General features: G+C 69.9%; 14 protein-coding genes. 4 read left to right on the top strand and 10 right to left on the bottom strand.

Annotated features, from left to right (window positions below):
* Positions 1-27: 27 nt before the first annotated feature.
* The 5 genes from modA to AC099J_RS05660 all read right to left on the bottom strand — a co-directional run bounded on the left by modA (position 28) and on the right by AC099J_RS05660 (position 4,869).
* Positions 28-783, bottom strand: a complete 756-nt coding sequence (gene modA / locus AC099J_RS05680) for a molybdate ABC transporter substrate-binding protein (RefSeq protein WP_479614243.1) — start codon at positions 781-783, stop codon at positions 28-30.
* Positions 784-948: 165 nt separating this feature from the next.
* Positions 949-1,926, bottom strand: a complete 978-nt coding sequence (locus AC099J_RS05675; protein ID WP_479614242.1) for a Bug family tripartite tricarboxylate transporter substrate binding protein — start codon at positions 1,924-1,926, stop codon at positions 949-951.
* Positions 1,927-1,959: 33 nt separating this feature from the next.
* Positions 1,960-2,292 (bottom strand): NIPSNAP family protein, encoded by a 333-nt coding sequence (locus tag AC099J_RS05670; protein ID WP_479614241.1) that lies wholly within the window; start codon positions 2,290-2,292, stop codon positions 1,960-1,962.
* Positions 2,282-4,021 (bottom strand): FAD-dependent oxidoreductase, encoded by a 1,740-nt coding sequence (locus tag AC099J_RS05665; RefSeq protein WP_479614240.1) that lies wholly within the window; start codon positions 4,019-4,021, stop codon positions 2,282-2,284. The genes AC099J_RS05670 and AC099J_RS05665 overlap by 11 nt, the downstream gene beginning before the upstream one ends.
* Positions 4,018-4,869 (bottom strand): SDR family NAD(P)-dependent oxidoreductase, encoded by an 852-nt coding sequence (locus tag AC099J_RS05660; protein WP_479614421.1) that lies wholly within the window; start codon positions 4,867-4,869, stop codon positions 4,018-4,020. The genes AC099J_RS05665 and AC099J_RS05660 overlap by 4 nt, the downstream gene beginning before the upstream one ends.
* A 137-nt stretch (positions 4,870-5,006) precedes the next feature.
* On the opposite strand from AC099J_RS05660, the gene AC099J_RS05655 reads away from it, so the two are divergent.
* The gene (locus AC099J_RS05655; protein WP_479614239.1) at positions 5,007-5,918 is read left to right on the top strand and encodes a helix-turn-helix domain-containing protein; all 912 of its coding nucleotides are present in this window, start codon (positions 5,007-5,009) and stop codon (positions 5,916-5,918) included.
* Positions 5,919-6,873: 955 nt separating this feature from the next.
* Here the strand turns inward: AC099J_RS05655 and AC099J_RS05650 are convergent.
* From AC099J_RS05650 to AC099J_RS05640, 3 genes are all read right to left on the bottom strand, one after another.
* On the bottom strand, positions 6,874-7,062 hold the full coding sequence (locus tag AC099J_RS05650; protein WP_479614238.1) for a DUF2970 domain-containing protein: 189 nt from the start codon (positions 7,060-7,062) through the stop codon (positions 6,874-6,876).
* Between the two features lie 69 nt (positions 7,063-7,131).
* The gene (locus AC099J_RS05645; protein WP_479614237.1) at positions 7,132-7,854 is read right to left on the bottom strand and encodes an LrgB family protein; all 723 of its coding nucleotides are present in this window, start codon (positions 7,852-7,854) and stop codon (positions 7,132-7,134) included.
* Complete coding sequence (locus tag AC099J_RS05640) at positions 7,851-8,303, bottom strand: CidA/LrgA family protein (RefSeq protein WP_479614236.1); 453 nt, start codon at positions 8,301-8,303, stop codon at positions 7,851-7,853. Before AC099J_RS05640 ends, AC099J_RS05645 begins: the two co-directional genes overlap by 4 nt.
* A gap of 134 nt (positions 8,304-8,437) precedes the next feature.
* On the opposite strand from AC099J_RS05640, the gene AC099J_RS05635 reads away from it, so the two are divergent.
* Together AC099J_RS05635 and gloA2 are read left to right on the top strand one after the other, a co-directional pair.
* On the top strand, positions 8,438-9,856 hold the full coding sequence (locus AC099J_RS05635) for an aminotransferase-like domain-containing protein (protein WP_479614235.1): 1,419 nt from the start codon (positions 8,438-8,440) through the stop codon (positions 9,854-9,856).
* A gap of 24 nt (positions 9,857-9,880) precedes the next feature.
* Positions 9,881-10,273 (top strand): SMU1112c/YaeR family gloxylase I-like metalloprotein, encoded by a 393-nt coding sequence (gloA2, locus tag AC099J_RS05630; protein WP_479614234.1) that lies wholly within the window; start codon positions 9,881-9,883, stop codon positions 10,271-10,273.
* Between the two features lie 21 nt (positions 10,274-10,294).
* Here the strand turns inward: gloA2 and AC099J_RS05625 are convergent, their stop codons facing one another.
* A complete protein-coding gene (locus tag AC099J_RS05625) occupies positions 10,295-11,209 on the bottom strand; it encodes a DUF808 domain-containing protein (RefSeq protein WP_479614233.1) in 915 nt (304 codons plus the stop codon).
* Between the two features lie 207 nt (positions 11,210-11,416).
* Positions 11,417-11,950 (bottom strand): GAF domain-containing protein, encoded by a 534-nt coding sequence (locus tag AC099J_RS05620; RefSeq protein WP_479614232.1) that lies wholly within the window; start codon positions 11,948-11,950, stop codon positions 11,417-11,419.
* Positions 11,951-12,117: 167 nt separating this feature from the next.
* Between AC099J_RS05620 and AC099J_RS05615 the strand changes: the two genes are divergently transcribed.
* Positions 12,118-15,600, top strand: coding sequence for a pyruvate carboxylase (locus tag AC099J_RS05615; RefSeq protein ID WP_479614231.1), 3,483 nt, complete (start codon positions 12,118-12,120; stop codon positions 15,598-15,600).
* Positions 15,601-15,613 lie beyond the last annotated feature (13 nt).

The raw sequence follows: 15,613 nt of genomic DNA, 5'->3' as shown, positions 1-15,613 counted from the left end.
CGGCCACCCACCCACGCATCTCAACCCTCAAGGCCCACCAAACCCATACCGCGCCAGCACCCGCTGCCCCGCCTCGGACTGCACAAACGCGATGAACTCCGCCGCCAGCGCTTTCTGGCGGCTTTCGGCCACCACCGCAATCGGATAGGACACCGGCGTCGCGCCCAGCGGCGTGGCCACGACACGCACCTTCTCGCCCATCAGCGCCGCATCGGTGCGGTAGACGAAGCCGGCCTCCACCTCGCCGCGCGCCACGTAATCCAGCACCTGGCGCACGCTGTCGGCCTGCACGAACTTGGGCTCCAGCACGGTCCACAGCCGGGCTGCCTCCAGCACTTCCTTGATGTAGCGGCCCACTGGCACGGTGGCCGGCTTGCCGACGGCGATTTTCCGGATCGCAGCGCCCGCCAGATCCTGCAGGCTCTTCACGCCGACGCCGCCCTGCGCCGGCTCGACCAGCACCAGGCTGTTGCGCACGAAATTCCTGCGCGAACCGGCGTCGATGAGCTTCTGCGCGTCGGCGCGGTTCATGGTCTCCTGGTCCGCGCTGGCGAACACATCGACCGGCGCGCCCTGGCGGATCTGCTGCAGCAGCACGCCCGAGGCGGCGAAGTTCATGCGCACGGTCGCGCCGGGCTTGGCGGCCTCGAACTTGGGGCCCAGCTCCTTGAACGCTTCGGTCAGACTGGCGGCGGCGGAAATGGTCAGTTGCTGCGACCAGGCGGACAGCGGCAGTGCCAGCGCCAGGGCCAGCACAAGTGATGCAAGGGGCGACAGCTGCATGCGAAACACTCCAGGACACACAAGGGGCGGCAGAACGACACTACGCCCGGCCACCCTCCGGCGCTATGTCCTGAAAAATATAACAGTCCGACCGTTCACTCTTGAGAAGCTCGGCAGCTCACGATGTTCCGCCAGACATCGTGAAACCGGGTTGCGGCCGCGGCTTCAGTCGACGGCGATCTTCGCGTCCCGGATCAGGCCCGTCAGCAGCTGCGTCTCGTTGGCGATGATGGTGCGGAACTCGGCCGGCCCGACCGACGTGGCATCGGCGCCCAGGTCATGGAAGCGCTGCTTGACCACGGGCAGCGCCACCGCCTTGGCCAGCTCGGCGGCCATGCGGTCGATCACGGCCTGCGGCGTGCCGGCCGGTGCCCAGACGCCGAACCAGATGTCCAGCTCCACGCCCGGGATGCCCAGCTCGCCCAGCGTCGGCACGTCGGGCACGAAGGACGAGCGCTTGGCGCTGGCCACGGCCAGCATGCGGGCCTTGCCGGCGCGCACATGCTGGAACGAGGTGCCGGTGTCGAACACATAGTCGACCTGGCTGGCCATCACGTCCTGCAGCGCCGGGGCCACGCCGCGGTAGGGCACGTGGATGGTGTCGATCTTGGCCTGCCGTTTGAACATCTCGGCCACCAGGTGCATGGACGTGCCGGGGCCGCCCGAGGCAAACGCCAGCTTGCCGGGCTGGGCCTTGGCCTTGGCGACCAGTTCCTTGCCGTCTTGCGCCAGGCCGTTGCGGGCCACCAGGTAAAGCTGGCTGCGGCCGATTGCGGCCACCGGAATCAGGCCTTTGGCCGGGTCGATGTTCGACTTGAACAGCGTGGGGTTGGCGCTTTGCACCGTGGTGGGCGCCACCATCCAGGTGCTGCCGTCGGGCCGCGCGGCGATGGCGTCGGCAGCCGCCAGGTTGCCGCTGGCGCCGGGCTTGTTGTCGATGATGACGGGCTGGCGCAGCGCCTCGGCCAGCGGCTGGGCGACGGCGCGGGCCATCACGTCGGTGGTGCCGCCGGCCGAGAAGCCGACCACCAGCCGCACCGGCTTGGTGGGCCAGGCGTCGTCGGCGTGGGCCAGCGTGGCGGCACAGGTCAGCAGGGCGGGCAGGGCTGCCAGCAGGGCGCGGCGTGCGAATGTCTTGGTCATGGTGAAGTCTCCGTGGGGGTTGTCAAAAAAATGTCAGTGCGGCGTGAAGGCCACTTGGCGGATCAGCCGGCTTTCCTGCGCGACGATCAGGTGCTCGGAGGCCTGCAGGTAGGCCGGGAAACCGGGGTGCGCGTCGCGCCGCTGGCAGCGCAGTTCATAGTCGGCCAGGCTTTCGTACGCCCACAGGTGCACGAACTGGTTCAGTGGGCCAACCTGGCTTTGCCAGAAGCCCAGCGGGTGGCCCAGCGTCTCGCGCAGGATGGGCATGGCCAGCTGCTCGAAGACCTTGATGAACTCGCCCATCTTGCGCAGGCGGATGGTGTAGATGCGGTGGTCGACCAGCGGCCTTGCGGTGTCATGCGGCATGGCGCACCTCCACCGCAGCGGGCACCGTCTGCAGACCGGCGATGTGCCGGCCGGTGAGGTAGCCGAAGGTCATGATCGGCCCCAGCGTGATGCCGGCGCCGGGGTAGTTGCCGCCCATGATGCTGGCGCGGTCGTTGCCCACGGCGTACAGCCCGTCGATCGCCCCACCCTGCGTGTCCAGCACCTCGCCCACCACGCTGGTGCGGATGCCGTCGAAGGTGCCCAGGTCGCCCATCAGCACCTTGACCGCGTAGTACGGCCCCTCGCCCACCGGCGCCACGCAGGGGTTGGGCTGGTGCGCCGCGTCGGCCAGGTAGCGGTTGAAGCTGGTCGTGCCGCGGCCGAACTGGCGGTCTTCGCCGTGCACCGCGCCCTGGTTGTAGTCGGCCACCGTGGCCTGCAGCGCGGCGGCGTCGATGCCGGTCTGGCCTGCCAGCTCGGCCAGCGTCCGGCCCTTGATCAAGTAGCCGCTCTTGATCAGCCCGCCCAGCGGAATCGGCGCGGGCTTGGCATAGCCCAGGCCGTACTTGGCCATGGTGGCCTGGTCGCAGACGAGCCACATGGCGGTCTCGCGCTCGCCGCGGCAGGCTTCGATCATCGCGGCGCCCACGTCGTGGTAGGAGTTCGATTCGTTGGTGAAGCGCCGGCCCTTGCGTGTGACGCCGATCACGCCGGGCTTGTAGCGGTCCAGCAGGTGCGGGAACACGCCGAAGCGCCCGCCGCCCAGCGGCACCTTGGAGACGGGCATCCAGGCCGCCGGCTGCGGGTAGCGTGCTTCGACGGGCGTGGCGCCTGCCGCTTCGGCCAGACGGGCGCCGTCGCCGGTGTTGCTCTCGGGCACGGGCGACAGGTGTTCGCCGCCGCGTGCCACGTGCGGGTAGGCGCGGCGCAGGCGCTCCACATCGTGCGAGAAGCCGCCGCTGGCCAGCACCACGCCACGCCGGGCGTGCACGCGCAGCTCGCCACCGGCGCCCTCGGCGCGCACGCCCACGACGCGGTTGCCTTCGGTCAGCAGCTCACGCGCGGGCGTGCCGGTGTGGATGGGGATGGAGAGGTCGAGCGCCGACTTGGCCAGCCGCGCCGCCAGCGCGTTGCCGCTGGTGACCTGGATGCCGCGCCGGTAGAGCGCCAGTTCCTTCAGGTGCACGGCCAGGCGCTTGGCCACGTACACGAAGGACTGCAGCGACTTCGTGGCCTGGAAGAAGTGCTTCAGGTCGGCGTTCGACGAGTTGAACATCATGCCGATGAAGGTGATGGTCTGCAGCGGCGGGCGCAGCCGGGCCATGTCCTTGCCGAGGCCACGGATGTCAAAGGGCTTGGCCAGGATGGAGCGGCCCACGTCCACGCCGCCCGGCGCGTCGGGGTGGTAGTCGGGGTACAGCGTGGGCACGAAGGCCACGCTGGTCTCGCGCTCGAAAAACTCGACCATGGCCGGCGCGTGGTCCAGGAAAGCCTGCACCGCCGCGTCGTCATGAAATGCACCGGTCTCGTGCCGCAGGTAGCGCTCGGCGGCGGCGCGGCTGTCCGGCGCGCCGGTCGTGGCATTGCCAGGGATCCACAGCACGCCGCCCGAGAACGCGGTGGTGCCGCCGAACACGTCGGCCTTCTCCAGCACGACGACGTCGAGCCCGGCCTTGCGCGCCGTGATCGCCGTCGAGAGGCCACCGGCACCGGAGCCGACGACGACCAGGTCGCAGTCGATGCGCGCGGGGAGGTGTTGCACGGTCATGCTGCCTCCTTCTGGGCGACGTTGTTGTAGCCAGGGCGCGGCACCAGGTCCATCAGCATGCTGTCCATGCCGCCGTCGACCACGATCTCGGCCCCGTTCACGTAGCCGGCGCGCGCGCTCAGCAGGAACAGCGCGACGTCGGCGATGTCGCCCGGCTCGCCGATGCGGCGGCTGGCTGTGACGGCGGCGCGCCGCTGCTCGAAACCGGGCTCGCGGTAGAACGCGGCCGACAGCGGGGTGCGGATCATGCCGGGGCAGATCGCGTTGCTGCGAATGCCCTCGGGGCCCCACTCTGCCGCCATCTGGCGCGACAGCAGCAGCACCGCCGCCTTGCTGGGGCTGTAGGCGCCGCTGCCCGTCTGCGGGTGCAGCGCGGCGATGGAGGCCACGTGCACGACGCTGCCGCCACCGGCGCTGCGCATTTGCGGCGCGAAGGCGCGGGCGCACAGCAGGTAGCCAGTGAGGTTCACGGCGAGCACGGCGTTCCACTCGGCGATGTCCACGCTGTCCAGGCTGGCGGGGCGCAGCAGGCCGGCGTTGTTGACCAGGCCGGTGCAAGGGCCGAAGACTTCCGCGACGCGGGCCGCGGCTGCCGCCACTTGCGCCTCCACACCGATGTCGCAACCCACCGCCAGCGCCTGGCCACCGGCCGCCGTGATGCGTGCGGCCACGGCTTCGGCCGCGGCGAGGTCGCGGTCCAGCAACGCGACGCGGGCGCCGGCCCGTGCCAGGCTTTCGGCGGTGGCGGCGCCGATGCCGCTGCCGGCGCCGCTGACGGCGCACACGCGGCCTGCCAGGGCCAGCCAATCGGCATCGGACGAATCGCGCCGGGCGCTGGCGCTGCCGATGGCATGCACCTGCGCGGCAGGGGTTGTGGAAGAGCTTGATTTCACGCTTGTCTCCGGTGTTGGGATGACCGCAATCATCGGCAGACGCGGGGTTGGCGCCAATTCACAAAACGGGCGAAGACCCGGACAATTCGTGCATGACCACCCCACCCCGCCCGCTGCCCAAAAGCGTTCCCCACATCGCGCTGTATGGCGATGCGGTGCAGCCCAGCTGGCTGGACCTGGTGCATTTCGAGCGCATTCCCGAGCGCTCCAGCCTGTTCGACTGGGAGATCGAACCGCATGTGCACGACGCGCTGATCCAGGTGCTCTACGTGCGGGCTGGCGGTGGCGAGGCCTTCATCGACGGCGTGAAATGGACGCTGCGCCCACCCTGTCTGATCGTGGCGCCAGCGCGTTCGGTGCACGGCTTTTCGTTCCATGTCGACATCGACGGGCCGGTGGTCACCGCAGCGCAGCGCCCGCTGGAATCGGTGGCGGCCGCAGCGGCGCCCGAGCTGCTGGCCACCATCCGTCGGCCGGCCGTGCTGCACGTCGCGCCCGGCAGTCGGCACGAGGACGCGCTGATGCCGCTGTTCGAGGCCATCGAGCGCGAAGCCCGCACCTACGCCATGGGCCAGGCGGCGGCGGGCCTGTCGCTGCTGGTCGCGCTGTTCGTGCAGATCGCGCGCATCGGCGAAGACCAGCGCGGCGAAGAGGCTTCGCGTTCGCGCAAATCGGCGCAGATCGAACGGCTGCGCGGCCTGCTGGACGCCGGCTTTCGCACGCAGCGCTCGGTCGCCTGGTATGCGGGCGAGATCGGCGTGACCCCGGGGCAGTTGACGCGCCTGTGCCGCGAGGTGCTGGGCATGTCGACGTTGGAAGTGATCCACGCGCGCGTGCTGCACGAGGCGCAGCGCGAGCTGGTGTATTCGTCACTCAGCGTGAAGCAGATCGCCGCGGATTTGGGCTTCGAGGACGAGGCGTATTTCGGGCGGCTGTTCCGCAAGCAGGCTGGCAACACGCCGACGGCGTTCCGGGCCATGGCGCGCGGCCGGCTGGCGGGTTGACGGGCTGGGGCGGTCAGTCCCTCACTTTTGTGGTCTTTGGGGTTGCTGGAGGTCGCTGGGGTCGCTGGTTGCTTGGGGGCGCATGGGGGTCGCTGGGGTCTCGCGCTTGGAGAGGGTTGCCGGGCCGGGGGTGCGCGGCAGGGCCGCCCGGCCTGGGGTGCCCGCCGCGGCCGCCCGGTGGACGCGTCCCTCGCCCAGGGGCTCGGGCAGCCTGCGGTGCTCGGCCTGCGGGCGCATTGCACAACTCGCACCACTCACTGCGTTCGTTCACCTCGAACAGGTGCAATGGATCAGTTCACGAGGCGTGCTGCGCCGCCGCCCGCAGTCCTGCGCTCCTCGGCGCGGCCACAGGTTGGCCAAGGCGGGCACCCCAGGCCGGGCTACGTGGTCGGTTGGCCGAAGCGCTCCTGGGGGACAGGCTCGCATGACGCGGGCTCTCAACCTGGGCCGCGCGACGCGCCGGATCGGCCCCGCCGGCCCAAGTGACGCGAAACCTCTCGACGGCCTACCAGCGCGCACCGCGCATCGGAGTCAGCCTCACCGAGCCCGGCATGGGGCACCCCCAGGGCCGGCCCTGCAGATGCGCCGAGGAGCGCAGCGGCATGGGCGGCGGCGCAGCACGCTCCGTAAACTGACTCATTGCACCTGTTCGAGGTGAACGAACGAAGTGAGTGGTGCGAGTTGTGCAATGCGCCCATGCCGCGAGCACCGCAGGGGACCCCGAGCCCCTGGGCGAGGGGCGCTGAGCCGGGCCGGCCCTGGGGGTGCCCCATGCTGGGCGGCCCCCTGGCGCACCCTGGCAGACCCAGCAACCCGGCACGCCCCGCAACCCGGCACTCCCGGCACTCCCGGCACTCCCGGCACTCCCGGCACTCCCGGCACTCAGCAACCTACCAGCACCAAGCCCTCGTAAGGCCTGCCCCTCAAAAGCCCAATCGCGCCGGGCCCTCGACACTCACCCCTGCGCCGCGAACCGCGCCAGCAACACCAACCCGACAATCAGCAGCAGCGCCAGCACCAGCGCCACGGCCAGCAGCGGCAGCAGGCCAACATGCCGGGTGCGCTCTTCTGCATCGGCGCGGCGCCCTCCCAGGCCGATGAAACTCCAGAGCACGGCACGCAAGGCACGAAGGAATGTGGACATGCCGCTACTGTGCCCCAGACAGCTGCAGTGCAACAGGTGCAGATGCGCGGCGTTCGGGCGTCGCAGGCTTCACCACCACCGCAGCCCCCACAACACCAGCGGCACCATGGCGCTGGTCAGCAGGCCGTTCAACCCCATGCCCAGCGCCGCGAACGCGCCGGCCACCGGGCTGATCTGCAGCTCGCGCGCCAGGCCGATGGCGTGCGCCGTCAGGCCCACAGCAAAGCCGCGCACCACCGGGTCGCCATCCACCCGCAGCAGGCGCAGCAGCGGCTGCGCGACCATGGCGCCGACGATGCCGGTGATGGCCACCGCCACGGCGGCCAGCGCGGCCAGGCCGCCGGCGCGCTCGGCCACCGGCATGGCGATCGGCATGGTGGCTGACTTGGGCGCCAGCGAGGCCAGCGTCTCCCATGACGCGCCCAGCGCCCAGGCCACGCCGACGGCCGAGACCACGGCCGTGGCGCAGCCCACCAACAGCGCCAGCGCCACCGGCCGCCAGATCGTGCGCAGCCGTGGCCACTGGTGGTACAGCGGCACAGCCAGCAAGATGGTGGCGGGGCCGACCAGCAGGCTCAGCGGCGCGGTGCCACGCGCGTAGTCGGCATACGGCGTACCGCTGGCCAGCAGCAGCGCCACCAGCAAGGCCGTGCCGGTCAGCACCGGCAGCAGCGCCGGATGGGCCTTGCTGCGCCGGTACAGCGCCAGCGTGGCCACGTAGACCAGCACCGTCAGCCCCAGCCACCAGACCGCTGATGCGGTCAGCGCCGCCCAGACATCGGCGGGCGTCATGGTGCCCGCTCCGCAGCTGCAGCTGCAGCCGCACTCGCACTCGCAGTCGCGGTCGCAGCCACGCCCGCCGCCGTGCCCGGTCCCGCTGCCTCCGACACGGCAGCAGGCGCGCCGCGCATCAACAGCTTGAGCGTGAGCGCGGTCACCACCAGCGTGACGACCGTGCCCACCACGCAGGCGATCAGGAACGGCTGCCACTCGCGCGCCACGCGCTCCACATGCAGCATCACGCCCGCCACGGAGGGGATGAACAGCAGCATCATGTGCGGCAGCAAGGCCTTGGCGCTGCGCTCGAACGGGTCGGGCACGCGGCCGTACACAAGCAGGCCACCGAACAGCGCCAGCATGCCGATCACCGAGCCCGGCAGCGGCCAGCCCGCCAGCCGCACGATGGCGTCGCCCACGGCTTGCAGCAGGAACAGGGCGGCGATGGCGCAGAGCGTGGGCATGGGTGGGTGGTGATTGGACGGTGCGGTTGCGCCCTGCCGATGCTAAGCGCACAGCGTCGACGGGTGCACCACCAGTGGCGGCGCCGAACACCGGATCAGCTGTTGGAGAATGCCCCCGCCCACCCCCCATCCCGATGAAGCGTTACGAAGCCCTGGCCACCGACATCGAGGAGTCGATCCGCAGCGGCCTGCTGCGCGCCGGTGACCGCCTGGCCTCGGTGCGCCACACCAGCGCCAGTCGCGGCGTCAGCCCGTCCACCGTGTTCCAGGCCTACTACCTGCTGGAGGCGCGCGGCCTGGTGCAGGCGCGCGAACGCTCGGGCTATTTCGTGGCGCCGGGCATCGGGCAGCGGCCACCGGAGCCGGAGCTGGCCTCCCAACCCGGCGAAGGCTCGGTCGCCGTCGACGTCAGCGAGCGCGTGTTCGAAATCCTCGAATCGAGCCGCACGCGCGAGGTGGTGCCCTTCGGCTCGGCCTTTCCCAGCCCGCTGCTGTTCCCGCTGGCGCGCCTGGGCCAGTGCATGGCAGCGGCCGCGCAGTCTCTGGACCCGTGGAGCACGGTGGACGACCTGTCGCCCGGCCACGCGCCGCTGCGCCGCCAGATCGCGCAGCGCTACCTGGCCGCCGGCATGCCGCTGCACCACGACGAAGTCGTCATCACCAACGGCGCGCTGGAGGCGCTGAACCTGTGCCTGTCGGTGGTCACACGGCCGGGCGACGCGGTGATCGTCGAATCGCCCACCTTCTACGCCGCGCTGCAGGCGCTGGAGCGCATGGGGCTGCACGCGATCGAGGTGCCCACGCACCCGCGCGAGGGCATCGACCTGGCGGCGCTGGAGCAGGCCATCGTGCGCCACCGCCCCAAGGCCTGCTGGCTGATGACCAACTTTCAAAACCCGCTGGGCAGCCTGGTGCCGCAGGAGCGCAAACAGGCGCTGGTCGCGCTGCTGGCGCGCCATCAGTTGCCGCTGATCGAGGACGACGTCTACGGCGAGTTGTACTTCGGCGACAAGCGGCCACCCCCGGCCAAGGCGTACGACCAGGAAGGGCTGGTGCTGCACTGTTCGTCGTTCAGCAAATGCCTGGCGCCGGGTTGGCGCATCGGCTGGGCGGCGCCGGGCCGCTTCGCCAAGGCGGTGGCGCGGGCCAAACTGACGACCTCGCTGGCGGCGTCCGCCCCCACGCAGCACGCACTGGCCAGCTACCTGGAGCGCGGCGGCTACGACAAGCATCTGCGCCGGCTGCGCCAGCTGCTCGCCACGCAGCAATCGCGCTTTGCCGAAGTGCTGGCGGCGCAGTTCCCACCCGGCACGCGGGCCACGCGGCCGGAGGGCGGCTACTTTCTGTGGGTCGAGCTGCCGGCCGGCACGGATGCGCTGCAGCTGCACCGCCGCGCGCTGGCCGAGGGCATCAGCGTGGCGCCGGGGCCGATCTTCTCGCCCAGCCATGGGTTTCGCAACTGCCTGCGGCTGAACTACGGCCACGCCTGGGACGGCCGTAGCGAACAGGCCCTGGCCACGCTGGGACGGCTGGCACGCCTGGCCTGCGATTGAAGACCTGAGCCACGAGGACTCACCATGCTGCTGCGCATCCACCACACGGCCATCATCTGCTCGGACTACGCCCGCTCCAAACGCTTCTATACCGAGGTGCTGGGCCTGCGCGTGGTCGCAGAACACTACCGCGCCGCGCGCCAGTCTTACAAGCTGGATCTGGCCCTGCCCGATGGCGCGCAGGTCGAACTGTTTTCGTTCCCCGGCGCGCCGCCGCGCCCCTCGCGGCCCGAGGCCCAGGGTCTGCGCCACCTGGCGTTTGCCGTGGCCGATGTGGCGCAGTGCAAGGCCGATCTGGAAGCGGCCGGCGTGGCGGTGGAAGACATCCGCGTCGACGAGTACACGGGCCGGCGCTTCACCTTCTTCGCCGACCCGGACGGCCTGCCGCTGGAGCTGTACGAGGACGGACCGGTGTAAACGGGCAACCGGGCAACGCGCTCAGCGCCGCAGCTTCTTCACCAGCATGACGGCGCCCAGCACGATGGCGCCGGCGACGATGCCCACCACCGCATTGACCAGCATGGGCGTCAGCGCCGACCAGAAGCCGCCGCCCGGCCACACCGCCGTGTACGCTGCCATCTCCTCGATGCCGTGGTGCAGCGCTGCGACGCCATGCGTGAGGATGCCGCCGCCGACCAGGAACATGGCGGCCGTGCCGGCGATGGACAGGCCCTTCATCAGCCACGGCGCGGCCGTCAGGATGCCGCGTCCCAATGCCGCCTGCGCACCCCCGCGCTGGCTGAGGTACAGGCCCGCATCGTCCAGCTTGACGATGCCGGCCACCAGGCCATAGACGCCGACCGTCATCAGCACGGCGATGCCCACCAGCACCGCGACCTGGGTACCGAACGGGCTCTGCTGCACGGTGCCCAGCGTGATGGCGATGATTTCGGCGGAGAGGATGAAGTCGGTGCGCACCGCGCCCTTGATCTTGTCCTTTTCCACCGCCACCAGGTCGACGGCGGGGTTGGCCACGGCCTGCTGCAGCGCCTGGCGGTGCGCGGCGTCTTCGTCCTTGCTGTGCAGGAACTTGTGCGCCAGCTTCTCGAAGCCCTCATAGCAGAGAAAGGCGCCGCCCAGCATCAACAGCGGCGTGATGGCCCAGGGCGCGAATGCGCTGATGGCCAGCGCAGCCGGCACGAGGATGGCCTTGTTCAACATCGAGCCCTTGGCCACGGCCCAGACGACCGGCAATTCGCGGTCGGCCTTGACGCCGGAGACCTGCTGCGCGTTGAGCGCCAGGTCGTCGCCCAGCACGCCGGCCGTCTTCTTGACGGCGACCTTGGTGAGGATCGACACATCGTCCAGGATGGTGGCGATGTCGTCGAGCAGGGCGAGAAGGCTGGTGGCCATGGGCGAGAGTCCTGGGTGCGAAAAAGGGGTCGGGTGCGGGGCAGATTGTGCCCACCGCGCAGTGTCGCCCCGTGACAGCGCCGGCAGACCCAGCGCAGGCCGGCACGGGTGTCGGACGCCGGGGTCAGATGCTGTCAGCGGCCAGGATGTGCGGCGCCTCGTGCCGGCAGGGTGCGGGCGTTCGTCACGCGCCGCAGCGTCAGCGCCTCAGGCGTAGAAGGCCGGAATGTGCGGCCGCCCCTCGACCGTGCTGCCCGCGATGCCCTGCAGCTCTGCCGCCACCATCCTGGCCAGCACCAGCAGATGCTCGCGCTCCCACGCGTCCAGCCGCTTGGGCATGCGGTCGATCAGGCACAGCGTGCCGACCGCTTCACCGTTGGCCATCACCAGCGGGCAGCCGGCGTAAAAGCGGATCCACGGGGCGCCCGTGACGAGAGGGTTGTCGGCGAAGCGTGGGTCATCGCGCGCATCGGGAATCTGGAAGACGCCAGGCTGCAGGATGGCATGGCCACAGAAGCTGATGTCGCGCGGCGTCTCCTTGGCCTCCAGGCCCACACAGGATTTGAACCACTGGCGCTCCGCGTCCACCAGGCTGACCAGCGCGATCGACACGCCGAACTGCGACGCCGCGTAGGCCGTGATCAGGTCGAAACGTGCCTCGGGCTCCGTGTCCAGAATCAGCAGCTCGCGCAGTGTGGCGATGCGCGCGGCTTCGGAGTCAGGCAGTGCGGGGGCTTGCATGGCGGGCTCCCAGGTGGAAGGTGGGAACAGCGCGGGGAATTATTGCAGTGAGGGCGCGCATGCCAAGCCCCATTGATCTCGCACCGCCTTGGCCCCAATCCTGCTAGGGTCTTGCCAGACGCCACGCCCGCCCTGGGTGCAGCCACGCGCGACCACGAGACGACAACATGACCAACAGCCCCTCCAAACCCATCCGCTCCCTGCTCATCGCCAACCGCTCCGAAATCGCCATCCGCGTGATGCGCGCCGCCTCGGAGATGGCCATGCGCACCGTGGCGATCTATTCGCGCGAAGACCGGCTCGCGCTGCACCGTTTCAAGGCAGACGAAAGCTACCTGGTCGGCGAGGGCAAGAAGCCGCTGCAGGCCTACCTGGACATCAAGGACGTGCTGCGCATCGCCAAGGCGGCGCAGGTCGACGCGATCCACCCCGGCTACGGCTTCCTGTCCGAGAACCCGGATTTCGCGGAGGCCGTGATCGCCGCCGGCATCGAATGGGTGGGCCCGCGCCCCGACGTGATGCGCACGCTGGGCAACAAGGTGGCCGCGCGCAATGCGGCCGTGGCGGCCGGCGTGCCAGTGATGCCGGCCACGGCGCCGCTGCCGCTGGACGTGGAGGAGTGCAAGAAGCTGGCGACCGGCATCGGCTTCCCGGTCATGCTCAAGGCCAGCTGGGGCGGCGGCGGGCGCGGCATGCGTGCGCTGTATGCCGAGTCCGAATTGCCAGAGGCCCTGGCGGCCGCACGGCGCGAGGCGCTGGCCGCCTTCGGCAACGACGAGGTCTATTTCGAGAAGCTGGTGCAGCGTGCGCGCCATGTCGAGGTGCAGATCCTGGGTGACCGGCATGGCAACGTGGTGCACCTGTTCGAGCGCGACTGCACCGTGCAGCGGCGCAACCAGAAGGTGGTGGAGCGTGCGCCCGCGCCGTATCTGAACGAGGCGCAGCGCCAGAGCCTGTGTGACAGCGCCATCAAGCTGATGCAGGCCGTCCACTACACGCACGCCGGCACGGTCGAGTTCCTGATGGATGCGGACACCGAGAAGTTCTATTTCATCGAGGTGAACCCGCGCATCCAGGTGGAACACACCGTCACCGAGCTGATCACCGGCGTGGACATCGTGAAGGCGCAACTGCGCATCAGCGAAGGCGGCCGCATCGGCCTGACCGAGGACACGGCCGAGGGCCACGCCAGCGGTGTGCCGGCGCAGAACCAGATCCGCTTCAACGGCACGGCGCTGCAGTGCCGCATCACCACCGAAGACCCGGAGAACGGCTTTCTGCCCGACTACGGGCGCCTCTCGGCCTACCGCAGCGCGGCGGGCTTCGGCATCCGGCTCGACGCCGGCACGGCCTATGGCGGCGCCGTCATCACGCCCTACTACGACTCGCTACTTGTCAAGGTGACAGCCTGGGCACCCACCGCGCAGGAAGGCGTCAAACGCATGGACCGCGCGCTGCGCGAGTTCCGCATCCGCGGCGTCGCCAGCAACCTGCAGTTCCTGGAGAACGTGATCAACCACCCGGACTTCGCCGCCGGCACGGTGACCACGCGCTTCATCGACACCACCCCCGAGCTGTTGGAGTTCACCAAGCGGCAGGACCGCGCGACCAAGCTGCTGGGCTTCATGGCCGAGGTGACCATCAACGGCAACCCCGAGATGGCCGGCCGCACCATGCCCGCCCTGCCCTTCCCCAAGCCCGTGTTGCCCAAGGTGGACCTGGCCACGCCGATCCCCGAAGGCACGCGCGACCGGCTGAAGAAGATCGGCCCGAAGCAGTTCGCCCAGTGGATGCTCGACAGCAAGCCGGTTCTGATGACCGACACCACGCTGCGCGACGCGCACCAGTCGCTGCTGGCCACGCGCATGCGTACCTCGGACATGCTGCCGATCGCACCCTTCTACGCGCGGCAACTGCCGCAGCTGTTCTCGATAGAATGCTGGGGGGGCGCCACCTTCGACGTGGCCTTGCGCTTCCTGAAAGAAGACCCGTGGCAGCGTCTGGCGCAACTGCGCGCGCTGGTGCCCAACATCCTGTTTCAGATGTTGCTGCGCGGCGCCAACGGCGTGGGCTACACCAGCTATTCAGACAACGTGGTGCGCTTCTTCGTGCAGCAGGCGGCCAAGGGCGGTGTGGACCTGTTCCGCGTGTTCGACGCGCTGAACTGGGTGAAGAACATGCGCGTGTCCATCGACGCGGTGCTGGAGACCGGCGCGCTGTGCGAAGGCACCATCTGCTACAGCGGAGACCTGTACGACCCGGCGCGCAGCAAATACGACCTGAAGTACTACCTGACCATCGCGCGCGAGCTGCAGCAGGCCGGCGTGCATATCCTGGCGATCAAGGACATGGCCGGCATCTGCCGCCCGCGCGCCGTGGCCACGCTGGTGCGCGCGTTGAAGGAAGAGACGGGCCTGCCCGTGCACTTCCACACCCACGACACCAGTGGCATCGCCGCCGCCTCGGTGCTGGCGGCGGTGGAGGCCGGTTGCGACGCTGTCGACGGCGCGCTGGACGCGATGAGCGGCCTCACCTCGCAGCCCAACCTGTCGTCCATGGCCGCTGCGCTGGCCCACAGCGAACGCGACCCCGGCCTCTCGCAGGACGCGCTGCATGCGGCCTCCACGTATTTCGAAGGTGTGCGCCGCTTCTATGCGCCGTTCGAGAGCGACATCCGCTCCGGCACGGCCGACGTGTACCGCCACGAGATGCCCGGCGGCCAATACACCAACCTGCGCGAACAGGCGCGCGGCATGGGGCTGGAGCACCGGTGGACCGAAGTGTCCAAGGCGTACGCCGACGTCAACCAGCTGTTTGGCGACATCGTGAAGGTGACGCCCACCTCCAAGGTGGTGGGCGACATGGCCATCATGATGGTGGCCAACGATCTGACGCCGGCCCAGGTGGGCGACCCGGCGCACGACACGGCCTTCCCGGAATCGGTGGTGGCGCTGTTCAAGGGCGAGCTGGGCTTTCCCCCGGACGGCTTCCCGCCTGCGCTGTCGCGCAAGGTGTTGAAGGCAGAGCCACCCGTGGCCTACCGCCCCGGCGACCAGCTGCCACCGGTCGACCTGGAAGCCTTCCGCACGAAGGCCGCTGCTGACGCCGGCATGGAGCTCGATGACCAGCAGTTGGCCAGCGCGCTGATGTACCCCAAGGTCGCTCGCGAGTTCCACCAGCATCTGGTGCAGCACGGCGATGTGTCGGTGCTGCCCACGCCCACCTTCTTCTACGGCCTGAAGCCCGGCGATGAGGTGGCGCTGGAGATCGACCCAGGCAAGACGCTGCTGGTCAGCCTGCAGAGCATCCACGAAGACGAAGCCGCCGGCGCGGCCAAGGTGCAGTTCGAGTTGAACGGCCAGTCACGCATGGCGATCGTGCCGCGTGCCGGCGCCGCCAACGCCGCGCAGCGCGAAGTCGCCGAGGCCGGCAACCCGCTGCACGTCGGCGCGCCGATGCCAGGCGCGATCGTGACGGTGGCGGTCGCTGTGGGCCAGCATGTGCAGGCCGGCGCGACGCTGCTGTCGCTGGAGGCGATGAAGATGGAGACGCACATCACGGCCGAGCGCGAAGGCGTGGTGGAGCGTGTGCTGGTGAAGCCGGGGGACCGGGTGCAGGCGAAGGATTTGTTGATCGTGTGGAGAAGCTGAGCGCGCCGTCGAC

Source organism: Rhodoferax sp. RT4P68, assembly GCF_056521305.1.
This window is presented reverse-complemented; position numbering and strand designations above follow the sequence as displayed.